This window comes from Clostridium sp. LY3-2 (assembly GCF_024705715.1).
Taxonomy (GTDB): Bacteria; Bacillota; Clostridia; order Clostridiales; family Clostridiaceae; genus Clostridium.
The window spans coordinates 51,371-75,554 of the sequence record NZ_JAMDLQ010000017.1 but is presented as its reverse complement, the minus strand read 5'-3'; the positions used below and the strand labels follow the sequence as shown (position 1 = coordinate 75,554).

Below are 24,184 nucleotides of genomic sequence, written 5' to 3'. Positions count from 1 at the left end.
AATTTATGATGAGGGTGGTTTATAAATGCTAAGTTTAAAGTTAAAGGATATATACGAATCTGTAAATGAATATGCAAAGCTTTTAGCTAACATATTACAAATAGATATTGAAATCGTAGATTCAGATTTATTTAGGGTATCTGGTACTGGAATTTATAAAGATAAGGTTTTTGAAAGTATACATACTGAAGGATTTATTTATAGAGAAGTATTAAGAAGTAGAAAAGCATTAGTTGTTGAAAACCCAGGAGAAAATGAGCTTTGCAAAGATTGCAAGCATTATAAAAACTGTGAAGAGTATATGGAAATTGCAGTTCCTATTAAATATTCAAGTGAGATATTTGGAGTTATAGGTTTAGTTTGTTCAAATCCTTTGCAAAGGGAGATTTTATCTAAAAATTTAGATACGAATTTGAAATTTTTAAAGCAGATTGCAGAATTTATTGCAATTAAGCTTATTGAGAGTAAGAGAGTTTTAGAAATTAAAGATAGCGTAGAATTTTTAAAACAAATTATAGATTCTATAGATACTGGAGTTATTACTTTAGATGAAGAAAAAAAGATAAGTTTAATTAATAATTTTGGTATGAAAATATTAAAGGTATCACCAAAGGTTATAGGTGGTAGTATTACTTTAGAAGATACAGGAGATTATTATCCGGGGAGGACTATATATAATATAGATATTTCTGGGAAAAAGACTAGGATTGTAGGGAAAGTTATTAAGAATTTTCTTAGAAATAAAGAATGTGATAAAGTCTTAGTTTTTAGAGAAGATAATACTGTACAAAAGGAAGTAGTAAATATAACTCACGGTAAAAATACTATAGGTTGTAATGAGATTATAGGGAATTCTCTTGTTATGACTAAGTTAAAGAGCAAAATTAAAAAGATAGCACACTCTAAATCTACTGTACTTATTATTGGTGAAAGTGGTACTGGAAAAGAGCTTGTAGCTAGGGCTATTCACTCTGAAGGTGATAGAAAGGACAAGCCTTTTATAGCTATAAACTGTGGTGCAATCCCAGAAGAACTTTTAGAAAGTGAGCTTTTTGGATATGTTAAAGGGGCCTTTTCTGGTGCTAGTACAAACGGTAGAGTAGGGAAGTTTGAACTTGCAAATAATGGGGTTATATTTTTAGATGAAATAGGGGATATGCCCTTATATCTTCAAGTTAAATTACTTAGAGTACTTCAAGAGAGGACTATAGTTAGGGTTGGTTCTAATAAACTTATAAAGCTTAATATAAGGATTATTGCAGCGACTAACAGGAATTTAAAAGATTTAGTTTCTGAAGGAAAGTTTAGAGAAGACTTATATTATAGGCTTAATGTAATCCCTATAGAGCTTCCCCCTTTAAGAGATAGAGGAGGAGATATAGAGATTATAGCGTATGAACTTGTAAAAAAGTATAGCAAGATTTTTAATAAGTATGTTCATACTATAGACGATGATGTTTTGAAAAAGTTAAACGAGTTTCCTTGGAAGGGAAATGTGCGTGAACTTGAAAATGCTATAGAGTTTATGGTTAATCTTTGCTTGGATGATGGGATTATAAAGTTTGATATGCTCCCTAAAAGCATAGTTGAATATAAAAAGGAAAATGAAGCTATTGAGATATTAGAAAATAAGGAAATAAAGACTTTAAAAGAGCTTGAGGAAGATTATATAAATAAAGTTTTAGATATTTATGGTAGAGATACTATAGGGAAGAAGATTGCAGCTAAGAAGCTTGGAATTGGAATAGCTACACTTTATAGAAAGATAGAAAAATAAAGCTTTAAAGTTTTTGGTATAGGTGGTTTGGGTTTGAAAAAAGAGGTTTTAGCATTAGTATTATTTTTAGTAATATTTACTCCTAATGATTTTGTTTTTGCATTGGATGAGGGAGCTTTAAAATCAAAGGAAGAAAGCTTTAAAAGCGAGAAAAATACTGTACTTTCAAAGGATGTTTTTATAGATGGTATACCTGAAAATTCGACGTTATATGTTGGAGCTGATATTAAAATAAAAGGGTATGTAGATAGTAACGCTACTAAAAAAGAAATCGAATGGAAAGTTACAGGAAAAGATAGTGTTATAGATTTTTCTAAAGATGGAAATAAGGCATATATTAAAGGAAAAGAAAAAGGAAGAGTTTGGGTTATGGCTAGGGCTTTAGATGGAAGTGATAGATCTAGGGAATACACTGTAAATGTTAGTGATTATCCAAGTGATAGCTTAAGTAAATCCCTTATAGCTTTAAATATTGTGCCAGTTTTAAAAAGGAGCGATTCTACCCTTTTAGTTGAAGTTAAGAGAAGTTTAAGCTTAGAGGATAAAAAGAAGTATTTAGATAGTTATTTTAAATCCTTAGTTAAACTAAATAAATTAAAATATAATAGTAGTTATTTAGACGATTATTATGAATACTTCTCTTTAAATTCTGGAAAAAATAAGCTAGAAATCAGGGTAGATAGGTTTGATAAATCTTATTCTTCTATAAAAGATATGATATTAAATATTGATAAATATAATTCTTTTGATGAAATTTTAGAAGATAAAGAGCCTGATAAAAGACCTGAGAAACCTGAAGCGCCTAAAGATTTAGAAAACTCTTTAGAATTAAAAGAGGAGAAGCAGGAAGAAATTAAAGAGGAAGTTAAAGAAGAATTAGTAAAAAAAGATCCTATAATAATTACTTTTGATGATAAGCCTAAAAAAGAAGATTTAGATTATATTAAAGGTTTAATAAAAGATAAAGAAGTTAGGCTTATTAGAAAATTTGATTTAGGGAATTATACTTCGTATCTTTTAAGGGTTTTTGATAAAGGTGAAGACGGGATAAAGAATGATTTTTCTATAGAAATAAGGGTTAAAAAAGATGATAAAGTCTCGTATGAATCTGTTATAGAAATGTTAGATAAAGACTTAAAAGTAAAAGAAGAAGAAAAAGATATTACTAAAGCTAAAGACGAAGTCTCTCTAAGTGAGGACAAGCAGGAAGAAATTAAAGAGGACGTTAAAAAAGAAGATAATAAAGAAATAAAAAAGGATAAAAATGAGGCTAAGCCCTTAGAAGAAGGGAATTTAGAGGTTGAAAATATAAAAAAATTACCATTTTTATTACCTTTTGTAGGCTTATTTCTTTTAAGAAGAAAACACCAGTAAAAATACTGGTGTTTTAATTTTCTAAAGGAATCATAATGATTGATGAAAATTCTTTAGAGTCTTTATTTATTTCGTATATTCCATTAAGCTTTGATACTGTAGATTTTATGTTAGATATTCCAAAGCCGTGGTTTAATTTATCTTTTTTAGTTGTGAAAATATTATTGTTTTTAATTACAAGTTCTCCATTATAATTGTTTTTAACTTCTAAAACTAAGTTAGAATTAATTATTTTAGCTTTTACCCTTATATAGGGAGATTTTTTAAGCTTTTTAGTAGCTTCGATTGAGTTATCTAAAAGGTTTCCAAAGATTATACATAAATCAAAATCAGAAACTTTTAAGGAGCTTGGAATCTTTATATCTAATGAAAGATCTATATTATTTAAAGTGCAGATTTCTTTTTTTGATAGTAAGATAGCATTTAAAATATTGTTTTTAGTGTATAATTCGTTTGTTTTATAAGAATCTACTCCTAAGTTTTTTAGGTAATTTAAAGCTTTTTCCTTTTCATTATTTTCTATTAAAGTGTGAAGTGCTATTTTGTGGTTATTTATATCGTGAGATATTTTTCTTATATATTCTTCTTTAGATTCTAGTCTTTTTAGGTTAGAGATTTGTAAGTCATATTGCATATTTAATATTTTGTTTTTGTGCTTATAGATAGATAAATCGTATGATTTTGATATTCCAATAAGTATAAACACCTCAAAATATAGCTCTAACAAAATTGAAATAAATATTATGTAAGTGACAAGTGGTGCGTGTTTTGAGTAAAATAACACATATAAAAGACTTAAATTTTTTATTATAAGCAAAATAAACATAGATAAGGGAATTAATTTATTTACTGAATCTAATATGTATTTAAGTTTTTCAAAGTTTAGTATCTTTATAAAAAGTATTTCAAAGATTATATATAAGACAATAGAAATAAAATATGAGCTATAAAGATAAGGCTTGTACTCAAAAATCAAATAAGTGTTATTTTTAAGTAATATTTCAAAAGAACTAGAAACTGCTATAAGTGATATAAGTAGTAAATAGTATGATTTTAAAGTTAATAAATAAATATTAAACAATTCTTTTTTGTAGAAAAAAGAAAGTAAAATCGAAGCTATAATTATGTAAAAAAGAAAGCTCAATATGCTTATCTTATTAAAAAACACACCTAGTAATAATAAAAATATAAAAATTTGGCTAAAAGAAAGGGTTGGTATTATATCTTTTAACTTAAAATTAAGGTGAATTTTTGATATGTAAATTATAAATACTGAAGTTATAAAAAGGTAAATTAAAGCTATTTTAAACACTCCTTTAACTAGAAAGCTTAACCTTTATATAAGATGTAAATATATCTCTAGATGAGGATAAATACTTACTGCTTATAGGTAATGCTTTATTTGTTGTAGTTATTAAATCCTTTGAAATTATATTTTTTACATAAAGTAAATTCACTAGAAAACTTCTATGGATTCTTAAAAAATTTCTATCTTTTATTTCTTCTTCTAAGTTTGACATCTTGTTATAAAAAGAGATTTTTTCACCGTTTATAAGGTGGGCTGTTATTTTTCTTAAGTTTGATTCAAAGTATAGGACTTTGTTTAAATCTAATGTGAAAATATCTTGATTATTTTTAACGTAAAAGATATTTTTCTTATTTAATTCTATTTTTTTATATACATCTAAAAATTTAGATTTGATATCTTCTTTTGAAAATGGCTTTAAAATATAACTAAAAGCATTAACGCTATAGCTATCTAAAGCGTAATCTTTGCTGCTAGTTACAAATATTATAAAGATATCAGAAGAAGTTTTTCTGATTATTTTAGAAGTTTCTATTCCGTTTAGTCTATCGTTATCCATTAATATATCTAAAAAAATAACATCAAAATAGCTTTTATTTTTACCGTAAAAATCTAAAAGGTCTTTTGAAGATTCAAATGATGTTATTTCTATATTTAAGCCTTCGCTTTTAGATAAATCCTTTAATATTTCTGATAGTTTTTTAATAAATAAATAGTTATCGTCACATAATCCAATTTTAATCATAAAAAAAACCTTTCTTTTTAGAGATATTTGTATTATACATTAAAATTTCATAATTTTACAATAATTTGCAGTACATCTTTAATTAAAAGTTACAAAAAGTACCTTAAAACTTGCAATTATGTATACATAAAATTTACCAAATTATATACTATTAATGTAAAAGTTAACATTTAAAACTACTTAGAAAAGAGCAAGGTCACAGAAATGTGATTTACGCAAAACTATAGGGGCTAAGGCTTTTTTATAGCTATGCCAGCCAGCTGCCTAGAAGTAAAAACTTCGAGGGTTGATTTTCTAAAAAATTAATTTTAGGAGGGTAAATTTAAATGGCAAAAAACCATGCAAAAATCAGAAAAATAATAGCTACAACTATTATGGCTACAGTGGTAGCATCTACTATTTCACCTGCTTTAGAGGCATTTGCAGCAAATAATAGTAGGGAAATTACACAAAAAACAAGCACAAAAAACCAAAGTCAAAAGCGTAATGTAATGTATTATGGGGATTGGTCTATTTGGGGAGGTCAAGGGAACTTTTATCCAAAGGATATTCCAGCAGACCAGTTAACTCATTTAAACTTTGCATTTATGGATTTTGATTCTAATGGAGACTTAGTATTTACAGATAAGGATGCTGCAACAGGGGCGCCAGTCGGACAAGCTGGAGTTCAGTGGGGAGCACCAAACGCTGGAATTTTAATAGCACTTCAAGAACTTAGAGCTAAGAATCCTAACTTAAAGATAGGAATATCTGTTGGGGGATGGTCTAAGTCTGGAGATTTCTCTTTAATAGCTAGAGACAAAAATAAGAGAGATAACTTTATAAAAAATATTATAAAATTCGTAGATTACACTAATATGGATTTTATTGATTTAGATTGGGAATACCCAGGTGATGTAAGGCAGCCTGACTTAGTTGATAATAAAAATGATGAAGGTGCTATACATTCAATCCCAGAAGATAAGGAAAACTATATAACTTTACTTGAAGAATTAAGAAGCGCTTTAGATAAAAAAGGAGTTGAAGTTAATAAAGACTACGAATTATCAGTAGCACTTCCTGCACCTAAAGCTAAGGTAGACTTAGGAGTAGATGTTGATAGATTATTTAACGTAGTAGATTTTGCAAATATAATGACTTATGACATGAGAGGGGCTTGGGACCCTGTAAGTGGTCACCAAACAGGACTTTATGCAAACCCGAATGATAGCTTAAAAGGGAATAACTTATCAGTTGATGAATCAGTTGATTATCTTTTAAGTAAGGGTGCAGAACCTGAAAAGATAGTTATAGGTGCAGCTTATTATACTAGAGGTTGGAATAAGGTTTCTAAAGGAGATAATAAGGAATTACCAGGATTATTTGAAGACGCTGAAAAGAACTCAAAAGATGCAGATCAAACTCCGTCATATGGAGCTCCAAACGAAGCACCACTTACTGTCGGAGACGGGGGACGTAGTAGCGGTGTTTGGTCTTACAGAAGTTTAGATAAGTTAAAAGCTAATTATCCAGGGCTTAAAGAATATTGGGATGACACAGCTAAGGCGCCATACCTTTATGACGAATCAACAGGGAAATTCTTTACTTATGATAACGTAAAATCTATAAATGAAAAGACTAAGTATGTAAAGGAAAATAATCTAGGTGGAGTTATAGGCTGGATGGCATCTCAAGATGCACCTACTAATAATTCTAGTAGAAGAGATGAATTAACTACAGCTACTAAAAAAGGTCTTTTTGGAGAAAATGAATTACAAAAGCATGATATAGGATATTCTAATTTAGATATTTCAGCTACTGTAAATACTTACGAACAAGAGTGGGGAGTAGATAAAAAAGGATATGAGATAACTATTAAAAATAATGAAAAAGCAGAAGAGTCTAATGGAGTTTTAAAAGAAGTTGAAAGAGGTGCTGAAACTATAAAAGCACCAAAACTATATTTAAAAACTGACAAGGCATTAAATAGAGGAGATTATACATCTGGTACTGTAACTTATGAAAATGGGTATACAGTTGTAGATTTAAAATCAGTTTGGGAAGGTAAAAATATAGAACAAGGACAAACTTATACATTTAAATTATCTGGAGATGCTAAGATTGAAAGCATAGAGATAGTTCAACGTATGTCTGAAACTGGACCTGAAATTTACAAACAAACTATTTTTGGAGAAAAAGTGCCAGAAGTTAATAGCGCACCTGTACTTAGCGGAGTTTTAGATAAAACTATAAAAGTAAATGAAGATTTTGATAAGCTTCAAGGGATTACAGCAACTGACAAAGAAGACGGAGATTTAACTTCAAAAATAAAGGTAGAAGGAACTGTAGATACAAGCAAAGAAGGAAAATACACTTTAACTTACAAAGTATCTGACAAAGAAGGACTAACTACTACTAAAAACAGGGTTATAACTGTAAAGGCTGAAGAAGTTACACCTCCAGAAGTAAATTAAGCTCCAGAATTAAAAGGAGTAGAAGATAAAACTATCAAATTAAACGAAAAGTTTGATAAGCTTCAAGGAGTTACAGCAACAGATAAAGAAGACGGAGATCTAACTTCAAAAATAAAAGTAGAAGGAACTGTAGATACAAGCAAAGAAGGAAAGTACACTTTAACTTACAAAGTATCAGACAGTAAAGAATTAACTACTACTAAAAATAGAGTTATAACTGTAGAAAATGAAGAAGTTAAGCCACCAGTAGAAGATTCTGACTTTGGAGTTGGAAAAGGAGTAGAGTGGGCAGAGCAAGTTAATGCACCTTTTGCAGATATGACAGCTTGGAATAATGGAGATTTCTCTGTAAATGGAGCTTTAAATTTAAAGAAAATATCAGAAGATACAGGAGTAAAATTCTTTAACCTAGGATTTATTCAAGCAACTTCAGGAGTTCAAAACGGAAAAGTTAACTGGGGATTTGGAGGTTTTGATGTCTTAAGTGAAAGACATAAAGATAACACTCAATACCAAGGTATAAAACAAGCTATAAAAGATGTTAGAGCATTAGGCGGAGACGTTGCAATTTCTTTAGGAGGATTAAATGGAACTGCTATTTGGGAAGTTACTCAAGATGTTGACGTTTTATATAACACTTATAAAGAAATAGTTACAGGCTATGGTTTAACTAAGATTGATTTAGATATTGAAGGTGCAACTTCAACTAACAAACAGTTAAACATCCAAAACGCTAAAGCAATAAAGAGAGTTCAAGATGAAACTGGCGTAGAAGTAGTTTTAACTTTAGCTGTTTTACCTAGCGGTTTAACAAATGTTCAGTTAGATGTTTTAGAAGCTTACCTTTCTCAAGGGGTTAAGGTTGATTTAGTAAATATTATGACTATGTGCTACGGACAAGCTACTCTTCTTCCAGGTGAAAACTACGGAACAGCTTCACTTAGGGCAGTAGATAGCACTAAAGATCAATTAAAAGAATATTACAAAAAGTATGCAAATACAGAATTAACAGACAAAGAAGCATATAGAAAGATAGGAACTACAGTTTCAGTAGGATTTGAAGGAGAAGCACACCCAATCTTCCCTAAGGAGTGGACTAGCTTAGTAGTTGATCACGCTATAGAAAAAGGGCTTGGAATGACTTCAATGTGGTCTATAAATAGAGACTCTATGGCTCAATCAAATAAAGGAATATACGCTCCATACGAGCATACAAACCTATTTAAAAAGTTTGGAACAGGAGAAGAAATTCCAGATAAAAATGCAGCTCCAACTTTTAGTGGAATAGAAGATAAGACTATTAATTTAGGAGATAGCTTTAATCCATTAGAAGGAGTAAAGGCTAACGATAAAGAGGACGGAGACTTAACTTCTAAGATTGAAGTTACAGGAAAAGTTGATACTTCAAAGAGTGGAAAATACACTTTAACTTATAAAGTATCTGATAGTGAAGGTTTAGAAACAACTAAAACTAGAACTATAACTGTAAAAGATAACTCTATTGTAGAAGATACTTTTGATATTAATAAAATCTATTATGGCGGAGAAATAGTTATCTACAAAGGTGAAGAATACAAAGCTAAGTGGTGGGTTCAAGGTGAAGCACCAGACAAATCACAAGCATTTGAAAAGATAGTTAAACCTAATGAAGACGGAAGCTTAAACTGGTATGAAGGAATGGTTTGTACTGGCGGAATGCAGGTTTCTTTTGAAGGAAAGATATATGAAGCTAAATGGTGGACAACATCAAAGCCAGGTAGCGATGATTCTTGGAAATTAATCAAATAAAATATTAGAAATCTAAATATTATAAAGTTAGAAAAAGTAATTAGTAAGAAGAAAAGAGCATGGTATTTAAAAATATCGTGCTCTTTTTCTATTAATATATTTACGTTAATAGAAATAAGTATTAATATGGTAAAAATAGGAAAAAAGAAGGGGAGAAAATATGGGAAAATTTTTAAAGGAAAATATAGAGACGATTATTAGAATAATAATATTTTGTATAGGGTTATATATAATCTATAATAGCGTTATTTGGGGAAGAGAGGATGCAGTAAATTATATCAGTGGTTCAAACTGGACAGATGGGACGCAATTTAATGTTTTGGTGGATAAATCTATTTTAAAATATATGATTTTAGGGGTGTTAGTTGCATTAATTTCAAAAACAAAAATCTCTAAAAGTACTAAATAAATTATTTAAACCTAAGCTTTATGAAGTATAATCTTATTATAAAAGCATAGAAAGGTTTGATAGATAAATGATAAAACCAGTTGTAAAAGATGTATTATTTTTAAATCAAAAGTCAGAAATAGCAACTAAAAATGATATAGGAGTAATAAAGGATTTAGAAGATACTTTAAGAGCGAATTTAGAGTATTGTGTAGGGATGGCAGCAAATATGATCGGGGTTAAAAAGAGGATTTTAGTTTTTAGTGTAGGAAATATAATAGTTCCTATGGTAAACCCTATTATTTTAAAGAAGGAAGGTCAATATAGTGCTGAAGAGTGCTGCTTGTCTTTAACTGGATTTAGAGAAACTAAAAGATACGAAACTATAGAGGTAGAATACTTAGATAGGAATTTTAAAAAGCACAAAGAGACTTTTAAAGGCTTTACAGCTCAAATTATTCAACATGAAATAGACCATTTTGAAGGAATAATAATTTAAAGTTTAGGAGGATGAATATATGAGAATTGGGGTTATAGGTCCAGCTGAAGATGAGATTATGCCTTTTATAGATAAGATAGAAGGAAAGATTAAGAATTCTTATGCTATGTTAAACTTTTATAGTGGTAAATTCGAAGGGGTAGACGTTGTTGCACTTTTTTCAGGGGTATGCAAAGTTAATGCTGCAATAGCTACTCAGATTTTGATAGATAAGTTTGAAGTTACCCATATTATAGTTACAGGAGTAGCTGGGGGAATTGATAACAGTTTAAGGGTTGGAGATACTGTTATTGCATCTCAAATATCATATCATGATGTTGAAACAGGTATATTAACAGAGTACCATCCTTGGATGAAGAATAGTTATTTTAAATCAGACAAACTATTAATAGATATTTCTAAAAAGATAGTAGAAAATAATAAATTCAAACAAAAAATTTATTTTGGGAAAATAGTTACAGGTGAAGCCTTTATAAGTGATAGTGGAAGAGATATTATAATAAAAAACCATAATCCACTATGTGTTGATATGGAAACTGCAAGTATTGCACACGTTTGTTATGTAAATAGTATTCCTTTTTTAGCAATTAGATCAATGTCAGATACTGAAGAAGAAAGTGGTAATGAAGCATTTGAAAAAAATTGCACGTTAGCTGCTAATAATTCTTTAAATTTAACAGAATTAATAATAAGAGATTTAAAGTAAATATAGAAAAGCACTCTAAAAAATATTATTTAGGGTGCTTTTTAGTTATTCAATACAATTCTTCTCTTAACTTTTCTAAAAACTTTTCAGCTTGGTTAGAGAAGGCATGATTTTTATTCCATACAAAGCTTAAAGAAGATTCTAATTTAGGGTAAAGTGGCTTAAAGCATAAGTTGCTATTTAGGCTTGTGTTTATTAGTTTATCTAAGCATAGTGCAAAGCCTACCCCTTCTTCCACCATTAAAGAAGCATTAAATATAAGGTTGTAGGTTGAAACTATATTTAAATCGTCATAATCAAAGCCAAGCCAACCTGAAAACTCATTATGCACTAAACTTTGCCTTGAAGTTATTAGAGGGATATCTATTAAATCATCTTTTGTAATATGTTTTTTAGAAGATAATAAACTATCCTTTGGCACTAAAAGGCCCCAAGTATCTTTTAAGGGAAGTTTTATAAAGTCATACTTTTTTATATCTGAAGGCTCTATAAAAACACAAAAGTCTAGGATTCCTTTATCAAGTTTTTCTGTAATATCGTCTGCATTGCCACTAAATAAATGAACCTTTATATTAGGGTAATCTTTTATAAGCTTTTTTGTGGCACGTGCAATTATTCTCATAGCATCAGTTTCGCCACAACCTATATATATATCACCACAGATTAAGTCATTATTTGATAAAAAGTCTTTTTCAGTTTTATCTACTAAAGTTACTATCTCTTTAGCTCGCATTTGTAATAAAAAACCATCTTTTGTAAGGGATATATTTCTACTTACTCTTTTAAAGAGAGTTGTATTTAATTCATCTTCTAATTGTTTTAATTGTCTAGATAAGGTAGGTTGCGTTATATGAAGGGCGTCAGCAGCTTTAGATATGCTACCTTCTTTTATTACTGTTAAAAAATATTTTAATAAGCGTATCTCCATTTTTAACTCCTAAATAAAATTATTTACTATAGATTATAACATTAAGTATGCTTAAAAGGCATAAAATTCTATTTAATATAGGTATTTGGTATCTTAAAGCTTAGATTTTATAATTAAGATAAGAAATATATAAGAGCTTTAGGAGGTTATTATGTGCAAAGATTTAATTGAAAAAATAAATGAGAGAGATTTAATTCTTTATGACGATCCAATATTTTCTGATATTAATAAGGTTTTAGAAAAGACTTTAAAGTTAACTTCAGAACTTAATTTAGGATATAAAAAGCCAGAAGAAATAAGAGAAATTTTAAAAGAGATTACAGGAAGGGAAGTTAGTAGCTCAGTTCAGGTTTTAACTCCCTTTAATACTGATTTTGGAGCAAATATAAAAATTGGGGAAGGGGTATTTATAAATAAGGGGTGTATGATAGTTGATTTAGGCGGAGTTGAGATAGAGGATAATGTTTTAATTGGACCTAGTGTGAATTTATTATCTGTAAATCATCCAACTGATATTAAAAACCGTAGAGGTGTGATACTTAAAAAAGTAAGGATTAAAAAGAACGCTTGGATAGGGGCATCAGTTACAGTTTGTCCTGGGGTAACTATTGGTGAAAATTCTATTATAGGGGCAGGGAGTGTAGTTACTAAGGATGTTAAAGATAACTCTGTTTATGCTGGAGTACCTGCAAGATTTATTAAGAATATATAAGGTTATGGGATTTTTAAATAAATTAAAAACGGATAGGATATAGTTTGTAAACAATAGTTATGGTATAATTTAACAGTAAATTGTTTTATGAAGGGATTTTTATGAGAGTAAGATTTGAAAATAGTTTAGATGATTATAATAAGGCTCAATCTTTTTTCAGAGAAAAAATTGGGATAATAATATATTTACCATCGATTGTATTTTGGATAGCAACTATATATCAAGGCATTATAACTTATGGAGAATATAAAAATAATAATATTGGTGGTGCTGAAAATTCATTAGAAGTTACTTTAGCAATGGGTTTTATTGCATTAATTTTCACCTTGATATTTAATAAAATATCGATTAGTAAGATATTTGAATTTAATTTAAAAAGGCAATTAAGATCTAACTATGATATGTTATTAAAGGAAAAAGTTTTAGAGTTAAATGAAAATAATATTAGTTTGAAATTTATAAACGAAAAAAAGGTAATAATTAAATATATTGATATAAAAGATGTATTTGAAAATGAAGACTCTTTGTATATAACTTTAAATTCACGTTTAGAAGAAGGAATATCAGGAGTTATAATCCCTAGTATGTACTTTAAGAATAAGTTGGAAAAAAATGAATTTATAAATATTATTAACAACAAGAGATCGCTAGCTTAATAAGTTGGGGATCTTAAGTTATTTAAAATATTTAAAGAGGTATGGGAAATATTAAAAAGTAAAAGGGGTGAAGTTATGAATAAGAAGAAAATAATTTCTATTTTTGTTTTGGGAGCTGTAGTTATATTTGGGGGTGTGTTATTTAAGATTAAATCAAATGAGTTTATAAAAGATAGCAACACAATAGGAAGAGAGTTAAGTATAAAAAATGATAAAGCACATGCAAGTTATGAGGAAATACCATCGTTAACAGTATTAAAATCTGAATCAGATTTAATTGTTGAAATTATAGGAACAGATACTATTGAAAATAGAGATTATAAAGATGTGCCAGTTAAAGTGAGTACTGTAAAAGTATCAGAGGTAATAAAAGGAGACATAAAAGAAAATGAAATTAAAATATTGCAGGATGCGGATTTAGATATAACTCCTAAAAAAGATGAGAAATTATTAATGTTTTTAAAGAAAGGAACTGATAATAAGGATTGTTATATACCTGTAGGTGGAGGTCAAGGAATATACAAAATTATTGAGAATAAAAAAACAAATAATAGAACATTGGAAGCACAGTCTTTATATAATGAAAACATTTTAAATGATTTAAAGGGAAATTATGATGATTTGAGAAAATCATTAAAATAAAACCTAATAATAGTAAATATCTGTTGAGGCTAAAGCTCCTTTTCAAGGAGTTAATAGTAGCAACAGATTTTTTTGTTTAAATAAAGAAAAAATAGTTGAGGTATGGGATATGAAGATAAATGAGATTATAAGAGAAAAGAGAAAATTAGAAAATTTAACTCAAGAACAATTAGCAGAAAAGTTAGGGGTTTCAGCTCCCGCAGTTAATAAGTGGGAAAAGGGAAGTAGGATATAATGATAAGCAATATAAAAAGTGATGAAAGCTTAGAATTTTTGAGAGATACTAAAGGATTTAATGAAATTTTAGATAAATATATATAATATTATATTTAAGGTATATAATCAAACTTAGATAAATAGAGCAGGGAGAGATTTAGTTATGGGCTTTAAAATTATTAACAAAGACGAGTGGAATAGAAGAGAATATTTTGATTACTATTTAGATGAAGTTCCGTGTACTTACAGTATGACAGTAAAACTTGATATAACAAAACTAAAAAATTCTAATCAAAAGATCTATCCAAAGATGATACACAGCATTACAAAAGTAGTTAATAATCACAGTGAATTTAGAATTGCCTTTGATGTTGAAGGAAGAGTTGGAATTTTTAATGAGATGATTCCTTGTTATACTATTTTTAATAATAAAACTGAAACTTTTTCAAACCTTTGGACTGAATATAATAAAGATTATGATATATTTTTAAAGGCTTTTAATAAAGATATGGAGGAGTTTGGCAATACAAATAAGATGCATGCAAAACCTAATATACCTGATAATAATTTTCCAATATCAATGATTCCTTGGACCACATTTGAAGGGTTTAATTTGAATTTGAAAAAGGGATATAATTATTTATCTCCAATTTTTACAATGGGTAAGTATTATAAAGAAAACGAAAAATATTTGTTACCATTAGCAATACAAGTAAGCCATGCTGTTTGTGATGGATTTCATGTTTGTAGATTAATAAATGAACTTCAAGAACTATTACATATTTAATTTATGTTATATAATATAGGCAAATAGATTTATTGGAGGTAAGTTTTATGGAACAAAAAGAAAGACATTCGATTCTGCCATTTTGCAGCGGCTCCTAGAACTTTATCAGTTATGTGAGAAATAGAAGACGCTGATAATTCAACTCCATATAGTTCTTCCATTTCCGCATCAAGTAATTGCTACATAACATCTTTAAATAATTTTTTCATCAATCCGTTTTTACCAACTAAATCTTCGACAGATTTACAATTTTTAATTTCTTCTTGATAATTAATTTCCTTTGTTATTTAAAATCCTCCTTAATTTATTAAGGATATTACTCCAAATTTACCACCTAAGTATACAAAAAAACTGTAGATAAATTTGTATTTACACAAACTTATCTACAGTGCCAAATCAGATAGCTTTTTTTAATTTAAGATTATTCAACTGATGTCAAATCCCAAATATAAAAATGATTTAAAAAACTTTTCTTTGTTAAATTAAATAATTGATCATCTTTTTCTAAAATAAAAGTATCACCTAATTGATTTATAAGTTCAAAATTATCTTTTTCGATTGTTAATATTACTTTTTTTATACTTGCTGTATCATTTTTACTAAAGAAATAATCGTAATTTTCTGAATAATAAAGTTCGTTTTGTGCAATTCCAACATTATAAAAACCTTTAACTCCATTGAAACCTAATTTAAGTAAAAATAATGATAGAGTTGAAATTATAATTATTATGCTAAAAAATATTGGTATTTTTAAATATCTCTTCATTGTAAAATAACCCTCTTATTCCATTATATGTAATAATGTTATTGTAACATATAATGAGGGGGAATTGTAATGATAAAAAAGAAAGTTTTAGTGATGATGTTAGTAGTAACATCACTAATAAGTATGGGTGGGATAGTAGCTTATTCAAAAACTAACGGGGAATTAAAAAATATTAATACTTTGGAAATCGTTTCAATTGATGGTGGGTTTAGCGAATCAGAAATAGCAGAGATGGAGAAAAATTATCAGAATACAATAGAAATAAGCAATCAAAGGGATAAACAAATTGGAGATATTATCTTTAGGATAACAAATGATGATAATTTAAGGATGAAAGCTATCGAATTAGATAAATAGAGCAGGGAGAGATTTAGTTATGGGCTTTAAAATTATTAACAAAGACGAGTGGAATAGAAGAGAATATTTTGATTACTATTTAGATGAAGTTCCGTGTACTTACAGTATGACAGTAAAACTTGATATAACAAAACTAAAAAATTCTAATCAAAAGATCTATCCAAAGATGATACACAGCATTACAAAAGTAGTTAATAATCACAGTGAATTTAGAATTGCCTTTGATGTTGAAGGGAGAGTTGGAATTTTTAATGAGATGATTCCTTGTTATACTATTTTTAATAATAAAACTGAAACTTTTTCAAACCTTTGGACTGAATATAATAAAGATTATGATATATTTTTAAAGGCTTTTAATAAAGATATGGAGGAGTTTGGCAATACAAATAAGATGCATGCAAAACCTAATATACCTGATAATAATTTTCCAATATCAATGATTCCTTGGACCACATTTGAAGGGTTTAATTTGAATTTGAAAAATGGATATAATTATTTATCTCCAATTTTTACAATGGGTAAGTATTATAAAGAAAACGAAAAATATTTGTTACCATTAGCAATACAAGTAAGCCATGCTGTTTGTGATGGATTTCATGTTTGTAGATTTATAAATGAACTTCAAGAACTATTACATATTTAATTTATGTTATATAATATAGGCAAATAGATTTATTGGAGGTAAGTTTTATGGAACAAAAAGAAAGAAATTTATATGATATGTTTTTAAATTACTCTTATAGTGAATTAAAGGATTTATTTAAAAAGGCTAAAACAAAAGAAGAAAAAGATTTCTATATGACTTTATCAAATTTTGTACTACAAACTGAACAAGCAAAGGTTATTGGTAAATAAGTATGCCACAATACACAATATTTGCAGGAGTAAATGGAGCAGGTAAAACTTCAATATACAAATCAATTTATTTTAATGAAAATAGTGGTGAAAAAAGAATAAATACGGATGAAATGGTATCTAGAATAGGTAACTGGAAAGATAAGAATCTTCAATTAAAATGTGCAAGGGAAGCCGTAAAGCTTATAAAAAATTATATTTCTGAAGGTATATCTTTTAATCAAGAGACAACTTTGACTGGTAAAAGTATAATTAGAAATATTAAATATGCAAAATCAAAAGGGTTTAATATAGTTGTAAATTATATTGGAGTAGAAAATCCAGAAATAGCTAAGGAGAGAGTTAGACATAGAGTTAGTGTTGGAGGACATGGTATACCTGATGAAGATATAGAAAGAAGATATTATGAATCTCTAAAGAATTTAAAAGAAATAATTGAAATTTGCGATGAGCTAAGTATATATGATAATACTGAAAGATTTAGACAAGTAGTTCAATATGATAATGGAGTTCTCGTTTGGAAAGATAAAGTCATTCCGAAATGGATAAAGTGCTAATTAAAGTAATTTAATTAGCACTTTTTTTTACTTAAGGCATTTTATTTAAAGATAAGTCTTTAAGAGAAGCTTTAATCTCTTCTCTAGATTTACCTAAAAAGCTTTCTACAGCTGCTGTTATTGCGCCTTCTACTAGAGCACAATCAACTGGTTCTATAATATCTAAATTATAACTTTCAGGGTCTAAAAATTCTTTTGCCATTTCTGTATTCATATAAGCACTTCCAAGGTCAAATAATATTAAAACACCGTCATCTGAATATACAGATTGTATACCTTCTGATATTTTAAAAGCATCAGTTCCGATTCTCATATCAGAAGTACCACCTGCTGCAATCATCTTTGCTCCATCTGCCATTTGCTTTGACATTTCTACTACGCCTTCTGCGATTTTTGTGCTATGTGAAACTATAACTAAACCTACCATACGTAATCTTCCTTTCTTTATGTCTTTTTTCTATACTTCTTCGCTTATTGTTTTTAATATTAAATACATTGAAGTTGCGCCTGCATCAGCATGTCCTATACTTCTATCTCCAAGGTAGCTTGCACGTCCTTTAGTAGCTTTTATAGTTTTAGTAAATTCCACTCCTTCTTTAGCTTTATTTACGGCTCTATTTAAGGCAGATTTATCTAAATCGCCGTCTTGTATTGCTTTTTCTAGCTCAACTACAGCAGGAGATAATGCATCAATCATTGTTTTTTCACCTTCTGTTGCATGACCTCTTTGCTTTATTCCATCTAAGGCAACTTTTAAAATATTTAAAAAGTCATTTATATCTATCTCAGATTTATTATTTACTATCATAGAACCCTTCATAAAAGCAGTTCCATATAGAGGGCCTGAAGCTCCGCCAACACTTGAAACTAGAGTCATACCAGCTTGCCTTAATATATCCCCTATATTATTTCCATCATGTGCTTCTAGTTTAGACATAACAGCCTTTAAACCTTTGTCCATATTTAAACCGTGATCTCCGTCTCCTATAGCAGCATCTAATTCTGTTAAATAATCTTTGTTTTGAGAGATTACTTCTGTTACTTTTCCTAATATATCAATTACTTTATTTCCGTTTACCATAATTATTCCTCCAAGTTAGTCAAATATTTTAAATGCTGGTGTATCTGCTTTTGCATCTAATAATTCTTTTAATTCATTATCTAATTTAATTAAAGTTACAGAGCAGCCTGCCATCTCTAAAGAAGTCATAAACTCTCCAACAAAAGTTTTATGAATATTTATTCCTTTAGAATTTAAAACTTCACGAACTCTTTTATTTACTATATAAAGCTCCATTAAAGGAGTTCCACTTAAGCCATTTACCATAACTGCTACTTCAGAGCCTTTATCTAAAGGCATATCTTTTAATATTTTATCTAGAAGCTGGTCTGTTATTTCGTTTGCAGTAGAGATCTTTTCTCTGTGAGTTCCAGGTTCCCCGTGAATTCCCATTCCGATTTCTATTTCATCTTCAGCTAAAGAAAAGTTTGCTTTACCAGCAGCTGGCACGATACAAGAGCTTAGGGCCATCCCCATACTTCTAGTATTTTTAACTACTTTGTTTGCGATTTCTGTAACTTCTTCTAAAGTAGCACCAGTTTCAGCTTTAGCACCTGCTATTTTGTGAACGAAAACTGTACCTGCGATCCCGCGTCTTCCAGCTGTATATAAGCTATCTTCTACAGCAACGTCATCATTTACAACTACTTGTGAAACCTTTATTCCTTCCATTTCGGCCATTTCTTTAGCCATCTCGAAATTCATTATATCTCCTGTGTAGTTTTTAATTATAAGTAAAACACCGTTTCCATTATCAGTAGCTTTTATTCCTTCTAAAACTTGGTCTGGAGTAGGGGATGTGAAAACTGAACCGCAAACAGCTGCATCTAGCATACCGTATCCTACATAGCCTGCGTGTGCTGGCTCGTGTCCACTTCCACCACCACTTACTAAAGAAACTTTATCCTTTTTTTGATTTTTTCTAACTATCACATCAAAATTATCAAGCTTTTTTAAGTATTCTGGGTGCGCAAAAACCATACCATCCATCATATCTTGTAAAACTTCGTTTGGGTTATTTATTAATTTTTTCATATTAAAAACCTCCTAAATATTTCAACTAATTCTATTTATTAAAATTAAACTGTATTCTTAAATTAATTCTCATAAGTAATTAAGAGCAAAAGCTGTGCCAAAAGTTTTATAATTTAATAAATGGGGCTTTAAGGGTAGAAGAATAGGGAGTTTAGGTAGGATTATAGAAAATAGTTTTAAATAATAAAAATAAAGGTTGGTAAAAAAGAACAAAGAAAAAAAGAACAGATTGTTCTTTTTTACCAACCTAGTTCTTTTCCTTAAAAAGGATTACTTTTTCTATGCCGAAGGCTCTTGCTTTAGCGGCTACAGTTTTGTGAGTTAGACCTAAAGCTTTCCCGGCTGCATTAAAGCTTCCGTATTTTTTTAGGGCTTTTTCTATAATTAGTTTTTCGTATTCTTTCATAGTTAAAACTTCGTTTGAATTAGTTATTGTTTCTTCGATTTTATTTTTTTCTTCTTTTTCGAAGGCGTTTAGTTCGCTTCTTATGTGGATAGGTAAATCTTTTAAAGTTATGTAGTCATTTTCTGAAAGGGTAACTATTCGCTCTAAAAGGTTTTGAAGTTCTCGAACGTTTCCGGGCCACTTATAATTTAAGAAACATTCCATAGCGTCGTTATTTATTCCTAAGATTTCTTTTGAGTTATTTTTTGTAAACATCTCTAGAAAATGTCCTATAAGAAAGGCTAAATCTTGCTTTCTTTCTCTTAGGGGAGGAATATTTATAGGGATAACATTTAATCTATAATAAAGGTCTTCTCTAAACTCATAGTTTTTTACCATCTCTTCAAGGTTTCTGTGGGTTGCAGCTATTATTCTAATATTAGTTTTTATAGTATCTGTGCCACCAACTCTTCCAAACTCCCTTTCTTGAATAACTCTAAGGATTTTAGCTTGCATATTAATTCCCATCTCTCCAATTTCATCTAAAAAGATAGTTCCGTTGTTTGCAAGTTCAAACTTACCTAATTTTCTTTTGTAAGCTCCGCTAAAAGAGCCTTTTTCGTGACCGAATAGTTCACTTTCAAGTAGGTTTTCAGGGATAGCTGCGCAGTTTACTCTTACAAAAGGACCTTTGTTATTTGAAGAAGAAAGGTGGATTCCTTCTGCTATAAGCTCTTTACCTGTACCACTTTCACCTCTTATTAAGACAGTAGCATTAGTTTTTGCAGCTTTTTTAGCTAGGGCTAGTACATCTAAGGTTGTCCCGCTTCGCCCTATAAATTTAGAAAAAGCTTTATCTGGTTCTTCACGTCTGTAAAGTTCACCTTCTAAGTATTCTGCCTTTGCTGAGATTTCGTTAACCATCTCAGTTAAAATTTGAACTTCTGAAAGGTCTTTAATTATAGATAAAACTCCAACAATCTCTCCATCTAATTTTATAGGAGTGACAGACCCGACGACTACAGTTCCGCTTGGCTTTTTAATAATATTGCCTGTAGATACTTTTCCAGTTTTTAAGACCATATGCCTTAGGCCATTTTTTGAGACGTCTTTAATATTTTTATTTAAAAGATTTTCTTCACTTTCACCAGTTAATTTTAAGTAGGCTTTGTTTACATAAGTAATAAAGCCATCTTTATCTAAGAGACAAATACCATCGTGAACATTTTCAACTATAATTTGAAGTCTTTCTTTTAATTCTTTTACTTCGTATAATTCAGATTTTATTTTCTCAAGATTTGAGATATCTTCAAAGATTGAAACAGCACCTTTTAGCTCTTTATTTATCTCTATGACGTTAGTATTTATTAAAAGCATCTTATCTTTTAGGTGAATTTTAGTGCCAAGTCTAGGTTTTTTATCTTTTAAAACTGAACTTATAGGGAATTTAGGCAAAATATCGTTTACATTTTTGCTGACGACATCTTTGTAATTTATAGATAAGATATTATCAGCAGATTTGTTTGTAAGAATTATATCTCCAGTGCTATCTACTACGATTATACCGTTAGAGGTGCTCTTTAAAACTTCTTCGAAAGTTATGTTGTTATCTGTTATTATATCGTCTATCTCTTCTTGAGAAGTTTCATCTACAATAAAATCACCTTCTATAAATTCTGAAAATTCCTTTAAAGGCTTAATATCGTCTGTATCACAAGTTAGATAAATTTCTTCTCCTTTTTTAACCTTTAAAAGAACTAAAGGCATTAAGCTAGTTGCAAGAATCTTTTCTCTATCTTTATATTTTATATATAAATTGCAGTTATATTTTTTATTAATCTCATTTGCTTTTATGACAACCATAGCCACAACACGGGCGTGAAGTCCTTTTTCGTGGTTTATGATAGATTTAATCTGTATCATAAAATTTCCTCCTTAAGTAGTTTAAATTAAGCATATTTTAATTATAGTAGAAAATAGAAAATTGGGCTAATAGAAATATATAGTATAATGAGGGTAAAATAGTAAATTTTAGATAGGAGTTAGATTTATGCACAAAATACTTATAGTAGAAGATGATTTAGTTATAAGCACAGAACTTTGTAATCATATGAAAACTTGGGGGTATGAAACTTTAGCTGTAGAAAACTTTAATGATGTTTTAAAGGAGTTTGTAGAGTTTGATCCTCAAATAGTACTTTTAGATATATCTTTGCCTTTTTATAACGGGTATCATTGGTGCAGTGAAATTAGAAAAATTTCTAAAGTGCCTATAATATTTATTTCTTCTACTTCTGACAACATGAATATATTATTAGCTATAACTCAAGGGGCTGATGATTTTATATCTAAACCTTTTGATTTAAATATAGTAACTGCAAAGGTTCAAGCACTTTTAAGAAGGACTTATGATTTTTCAGTTCAAAATAATCTTATAGAACATAGAGGAGTTATCTTAAATTTAAGTGATGCTTCTTTAAATTATAATGGGGAAAGACTAGAATTATCTAAAAATGAATTTAAGATTTTAGAGATTCTTTTAGAGAATAAAGGAAAGATAGTTTCAAGATGTAATATAATGACTAAGCTTTGGGAGAGCGATAATTACATAGATGATAACACCTTAACTGTAAATGTTACTAGAATCAGAAAAAAGCTAAAAGATATAGGCTTAGATGATTTTATCTTAACTAAAAAAGGAATAGGATATGTGGTGGAATAGATGAAGCTTATATTTAATTATTTAAAAGATAATCTTAAGTTTTTAGGGGGAGTGTTATCCCTTACCTTTATATATTTAATAGTGTTCTTCCTTTATAACTTGCCACTTGAACCTATATTTTACGGGTTAGTTTTATTTTTTGTAGCGGTTATTATTTCACTTATAATAGGCTTTATAAAATATAAAAATAAGCATTATAGATTAAAAAATATATTAGATAATGGAGTAATTTCTATAGAAAATTTAGAAGAGAGTAAGTCTTTAATAGAAGAAGATTATAAAGATATAATAAGTTTAGTTTTTAATGAAAAGGCAAAGGAAGTAGCTAAAGGTGAGAGGGAGAGAGAAGAAATATTAGATTATTTTACCCTTTGGGCTCACCAAATAAAAACTCCAATAGCTGCAAGTAAGATTCTACTTCAAAGAGAAGAAAATGATTATAATCTAGCAATTTCAAATGAAGTTTTTAAGATAGAGCAGTATGTAAATATGGTTTTAAGTTACCTTAGGCTAGATGAGATGTCTTCTGATTTGGTTTTAAAGGAATATTCTTTAGATGATATAGTGAAACAAGCTATTAGAAAGTATTCAAGGCTTTTTATAGGGAAAAGGATAAGCCTTAATTATGAACCCTTAAACTTAAATATAGTAACTGATGAAAAGTGGCTTCTTTTTGTTATAGAGCAAATCTTATCAAATGCTATAAAATACACTAAAGAATGTGGAAAGATATCTATCTATAACATAGGGAAAACTTTAGTTATAGAAGATAATGGGATTGGAATTGAAAAATCTGACTTACCTAGAGTTTTTGAAAAGGGATTTACAGGCTTTAACGGAAGAAACGATAAGAAATCTACAGGGCTAGGCCTTTATTTATGCAACAATATTCTAAAAAAACTATCACACAAAATAGAGATAGAATCAGAGGTCTTAAAATTCACAAGAGTAAAAATAAACTTAGAAACAATAGACCTTACACTCATTTCAAGTCAATAAAAAGACATATTAAAGGTTGGATCTCTAAAGGCACAGCTCGTACAGCTTTTATAAAACAAATAATAAAATTTGTTTAGTTAGAAGGATAAGTATTAATAAAAGAGAAGTAATGTTAAGAGCTAGTAGAATGGAGCTAGAGGAATGAACGCAAGATATAAATAAACAAAATTATCTTTTGAAACGTGGTGGTAGAGATGAATAGGTTATATGATAATAAAATATTTAGATATATATTTGATAACAAAATAATGTATATAGTATTTACAGTAATTATTAGTATAATTTTACCTTGGGTTATCTTTAATGCTAGTCCAATTAATAGTGGAAATTCAGATATAGAATCATTAAGTTACTTTGTTTCTATAATAATTTTGGTAATAATATTTTCATTAAACAAATATTACAAAATATATCTTAAAAATGCGAATAAATAAGAAGAATAAAGCAGTTAGAGTCATCTAGCTGCTTTTT

At 28.8% G+C, this 24,184-nt stretch carries 26 protein-coding genes, 3 pseudogenes and 1 riboswitch; of the genes and pseudogenes, 20 read left to right on the top strand and 9 right to left on the bottom strand.

Features of this window, described 5'->3' with window-relative positions; genetic code table 11:
* Nucleotides 1–25 precede the first annotated feature (25 nt).
* Together M4I33_RS06330 and M4I33_RS06325 are read left to right on the top strand one after the other, a co-directional pair.
* The gene (locus tag M4I33_RS06330) at nt 26–1,777 is read left to right on the top strand and encodes a sigma 54-interacting transcriptional regulator (protein ID WP_257916021.1); all 1,752 of its coding nucleotides are present in this window, start codon (nt 26–28) and stop codon (nt 1,775–1,777) included.
* A 33-nt stretch (nt 1,778–1,810) separates the two neighbouring features.
* The gene (locus M4I33_RS06325) at nt 1,811–3,151 is read left to right on the top strand and encodes a hypothetical protein (protein WP_257916020.1); all 1,341 of its coding nucleotides are present in this window, start codon (nt 1,811–1,813) and stop codon (nt 3,149–3,151) included.
* A gap of 13 nt (nt 3,152–3,164) precedes the next feature.
* Here the strand turns inward: M4I33_RS06325 and M4I33_RS06320 are convergent, their stop codons facing one another.
* A complete protein-coding gene (locus tag M4I33_RS06320; protein ID WP_257916019.1) occupies nt 3,165–3,857 on the bottom strand; it encodes a sensor histidine kinase in 693 nt (230 codons plus the stop codon).
* A 610-nt stretch (nt 3,858–4,467) separates the two neighbouring features.
* Nucleotides 4,468–5,202 carry a LytTR family DNA-binding domain-containing protein gene (locus M4I33_RS06315; RefSeq protein ID WP_257916018.1) on the bottom strand — a complete coding sequence of 245 codons (735 nt, stop codon included), beginning with the start codon at nt 5,200–5,202 and terminating at the stop codon, nt 4,468–4,470.
* A 179-nt stretch (nt 5,203–5,381) separates the two neighbouring features.
* A riboswitch (cyclic di-GMP riboswitch) is annotated at nt 5,382–5,470 on the top strand.
* Between the two features lie 58 nt (nt 5,471–5,528).
* On the opposite strand from M4I33_RS06315, the gene M4I33_RS06310 reads away from it, so the two are divergent.
* The 6 genes and pseudogenes from M4I33_RS06310 (at nt 5,529) to M4I33_RS06285 (ending at nt 11,036) form a co-directional block, all read left to right on the top strand.
* A complete protein-coding gene (locus M4I33_RS06310; RefSeq protein ID WP_308367326.1) occupies nt 5,529–7,655 on the top strand; it encodes a glycosyl hydrolase family 18 protein in 2,127 nt (708 codons plus the stop codon).
* Nucleotides 7,656–7,673: 18 nt separating this feature from the next.
* Nucleotides 7,674–7,865, top strand: a pseudogene (locus M4I33_RS06305) (immunoglobulin-like domain-containing protein); the annotation flags it as partial.
* Between the two features lie 108 nt (nt 7,866–7,973).
* Nucleotides 7,974–9,443: an immunoglobulin-like domain-containing protein gene (locus M4I33_RS06300; RefSeq protein ID WP_257916017.1), complete on the top strand. Its 1,470-nt coding sequence runs from the start codon at nt 7,974–7,976 to the stop codon at nt 9,441–9,443.
* Between the two features lie 160 nt (nt 9,444–9,603).
* On the top strand, nt 9,604–9,852 hold the full coding sequence (locus M4I33_RS06295; protein ID WP_257916016.1) for a hypothetical protein: 249 nt from the start codon (nt 9,604–9,606) through the stop codon (nt 9,850–9,852).
* Nucleotides 9,853–9,919: 67 nt separating this feature from the next.
* Nucleotides 9,920–10,330, top strand: coding sequence for a peptide deformylase (locus M4I33_RS06290; protein WP_257916015.1), 411 nt, complete (start codon nt 9,920–9,922; stop codon nt 10,328–10,330).
* A 19-nt stretch (nt 10,331–10,349) separates the two neighbouring features.
* Nucleotides 10,350–11,036: a 5'-methylthioadenosine/adenosylhomocysteine nucleosidase gene (locus tag M4I33_RS06285; RefSeq protein ID WP_257916014.1), complete on the top strand. Its 687-nt coding sequence runs from the start codon at nt 10,350–10,352 to the stop codon at nt 11,034–11,036.
* A 49-nt stretch (nt 11,037–11,085) separates the two neighbouring features.
* Here the strand turns inward: M4I33_RS06285 and M4I33_RS06280 are convergent, their stop codons facing one another.
* Nucleotides 11,086–11,964 carry a LysR family transcriptional regulator gene (locus M4I33_RS06280; protein ID WP_257916013.1) on the bottom strand — a complete coding sequence of 293 codons (879 nt, stop codon included), beginning with the start codon at nt 11,962–11,964 and terminating at the stop codon, nt 11,086–11,088.
* Between the two features lie 151 nt (nt 11,965–12,115).
* Between M4I33_RS06280 and M4I33_RS06275 the strand changes: the two genes are divergently transcribed.
* From M4I33_RS06275 to catA (M4I33_RS06255), 5 genes and pseudogenes are all read left to right on the top strand, one after another.
* On the top strand, nt 12,116–12,676 hold the full coding sequence (locus M4I33_RS06275) for a sugar O-acetyltransferase (protein WP_257916012.1): 561 nt from the start codon (nt 12,116–12,118) through the stop codon (nt 12,674–12,676).
* A gap of 101 nt (nt 12,677–12,777) precedes the next feature.
* On the top strand, nt 12,778–13,332 hold the full coding sequence (locus M4I33_RS06270; RefSeq protein WP_257916011.1) for a hypothetical protein: 555 nt from the start codon (nt 12,778–12,780) through the stop codon (nt 13,330–13,332).
* 75 nt (nt 13,333–13,407) lie between these two features.
* On the top strand, nt 13,408–13,974 hold the full coding sequence (locus M4I33_RS06265) for a hypothetical protein (RefSeq protein ID WP_257916010.1): 567 nt from the start codon (nt 13,408–13,410) through the stop codon (nt 13,972–13,974).
* Between the two features lie 109 nt (nt 13,975–14,083).
* Nucleotides 14,084–14,200 (top strand): annotated as a pseudogene (locus M4I33_RS06260) (helix-turn-helix transcriptional regulator); the annotation flags it as partial.
* 153 nt (nt 14,201–14,353) lie between these two features.
* Complete coding sequence (catA, locus tag M4I33_RS06255) at nt 14,354–14,977, top strand: type A chloramphenicol O-acetyltransferase (RefSeq protein WP_257916009.1); 624 nt, start codon at nt 14,354–14,356, stop codon at nt 14,975–14,977.
* A 65-nt stretch (nt 14,978–15,042) separates the two neighbouring features.
* Here the strand turns inward: catA (M4I33_RS06255) and M4I33_RS06250 are convergent.
* Nucleotides 15,043–15,264, bottom strand: a pseudogene (locus M4I33_RS06250) (IS256 family transposase); the annotation flags it as partial.
* 134 nt (nt 15,265–15,398) lie between these two features.
* Nucleotides 15,399–15,743 (bottom strand): hypothetical protein, encoded by a 345-nt coding sequence (locus M4I33_RS06245; protein WP_257916008.1) that lies wholly within the window; start codon nt 15,741–15,743, stop codon nt 15,399–15,401.
* Between the two features lie 69 nt (nt 15,744–15,812).
* Here M4I33_RS06245 and M4I33_RS06240 point away from each other — a divergent pair, with 69 nt between their 5' ends.
* From M4I33_RS06240 to M4I33_RS06225, 4 genes are read left to right on the top strand one after another with little or no spacing between them, the layout of a single operon-like run.
* On the top strand, nt 15,813–16,100 hold the full coding sequence (locus M4I33_RS06240) for a hypothetical protein (protein ID WP_257916007.1): 288 nt from the start codon (nt 15,813–15,815) through the stop codon (nt 16,098–16,100).
* A gap of 19 nt (nt 16,101–16,119) precedes the next feature.
* Nucleotides 16,120–16,743 carry a type A chloramphenicol O-acetyltransferase gene (gene catA / locus M4I33_RS06235; protein ID WP_257916006.1) on the top strand — a complete coding sequence of 208 codons (624 nt, stop codon included), beginning with the start codon at nt 16,120–16,122 and terminating at the stop codon, nt 16,741–16,743.
* 47 nt (nt 16,744–16,790) lie between these two features.
* The gene (locus M4I33_RS06230; RefSeq protein WP_257916005.1) at nt 16,791–16,955 is read left to right on the top strand and encodes a hypothetical protein; all 165 of its coding nucleotides are present in this window, start codon (nt 16,791–16,793) and stop codon (nt 16,953–16,955) included.
* 2 nt (nt 16,956–16,957) lie between these two features.
* On the top strand, nt 16,958–17,512 hold the full coding sequence (locus M4I33_RS06225) for a zeta toxin family protein (protein WP_257916004.1): 555 nt from the start codon (nt 16,958–16,960) through the stop codon (nt 17,510–17,512).
* A 31-nt stretch (nt 17,513–17,543) separates the two neighbouring features.
* On the opposite strand, the gene dhaM is transcribed toward M4I33_RS06225, so the two are convergent.
* The 4 genes from dhaM to M4I33_RS06205 all read right to left on the bottom strand — a co-directional run bounded on the left by dhaM (nt 17,544) and on the right by M4I33_RS06205 (nt 21,915).
* A complete protein-coding gene (gene dhaM / locus M4I33_RS06220; RefSeq protein WP_194191560.1) occupies nt 17,544–17,939 on the bottom strand; it encodes a dihydroxyacetone kinase phosphoryl donor subunit DhaM in 396 nt (131 codons plus the stop codon).
* Between the two features lie 30 nt (nt 17,940–17,969).
* Nucleotides 17,970–18,593 (bottom strand): dihydroxyacetone kinase subunit DhaL, encoded by a 624-nt coding sequence (gene dhaL, locus M4I33_RS06215; protein WP_257916002.1) that lies wholly within the window; start codon nt 18,591–18,593, stop codon nt 17,970–17,972.
* Nucleotides 18,594–18,608: 15 nt separating this feature from the next.
* On the bottom strand, nt 18,609–19,607 hold the full coding sequence (dhaK, locus tag M4I33_RS06210) for a dihydroxyacetone kinase subunit DhaK (RefSeq protein ID WP_257916001.1): 999 nt from the start codon (nt 19,605–19,607) through the stop codon (nt 18,609–18,611).
* Between the two features lie 247 nt (nt 19,608–19,854).
* A complete protein-coding gene (locus tag M4I33_RS06205; RefSeq protein ID WP_257916000.1) occupies nt 19,855–21,915 on the bottom strand; it encodes a sigma 54-interacting transcriptional regulator in 2,061 nt (686 codons plus the stop codon).
* Between the two features lie 127 nt (nt 21,916–22,042).
* Here M4I33_RS06205 and M4I33_RS06200 point away from each other — a divergent pair, with 127 nt between their 5' ends.
* From M4I33_RS06200 to M4I33_RS06190, 3 genes are all read left to right on the top strand, one after another.
* Nucleotides 22,043–22,714 carry a response regulator transcription factor gene (locus M4I33_RS06200; protein ID WP_257915999.1) on the top strand — a complete coding sequence of 224 codons (672 nt, stop codon included), beginning with the start codon at nt 22,043–22,045 and terminating at the stop codon, nt 22,712–22,714.
* Complete coding sequence (locus tag M4I33_RS06195) at nt 22,715–23,713, top strand: sensor histidine kinase (RefSeq protein WP_257915998.1); 999 nt, start codon at nt 22,715–22,717, stop codon at nt 23,711–23,713. It abuts the gene before it with no gap.
* A 194-nt stretch (nt 23,714–23,907) separates the two neighbouring features.
* A complete protein-coding gene (locus M4I33_RS06190; RefSeq protein ID WP_257915997.1) occupies nt 23,908–24,147 on the top strand; it encodes a hypothetical protein in 240 nt (79 codons plus the stop codon).
* The last annotated feature ends 37 nt before the right edge of the window (nt 24,148–24,184 follow it).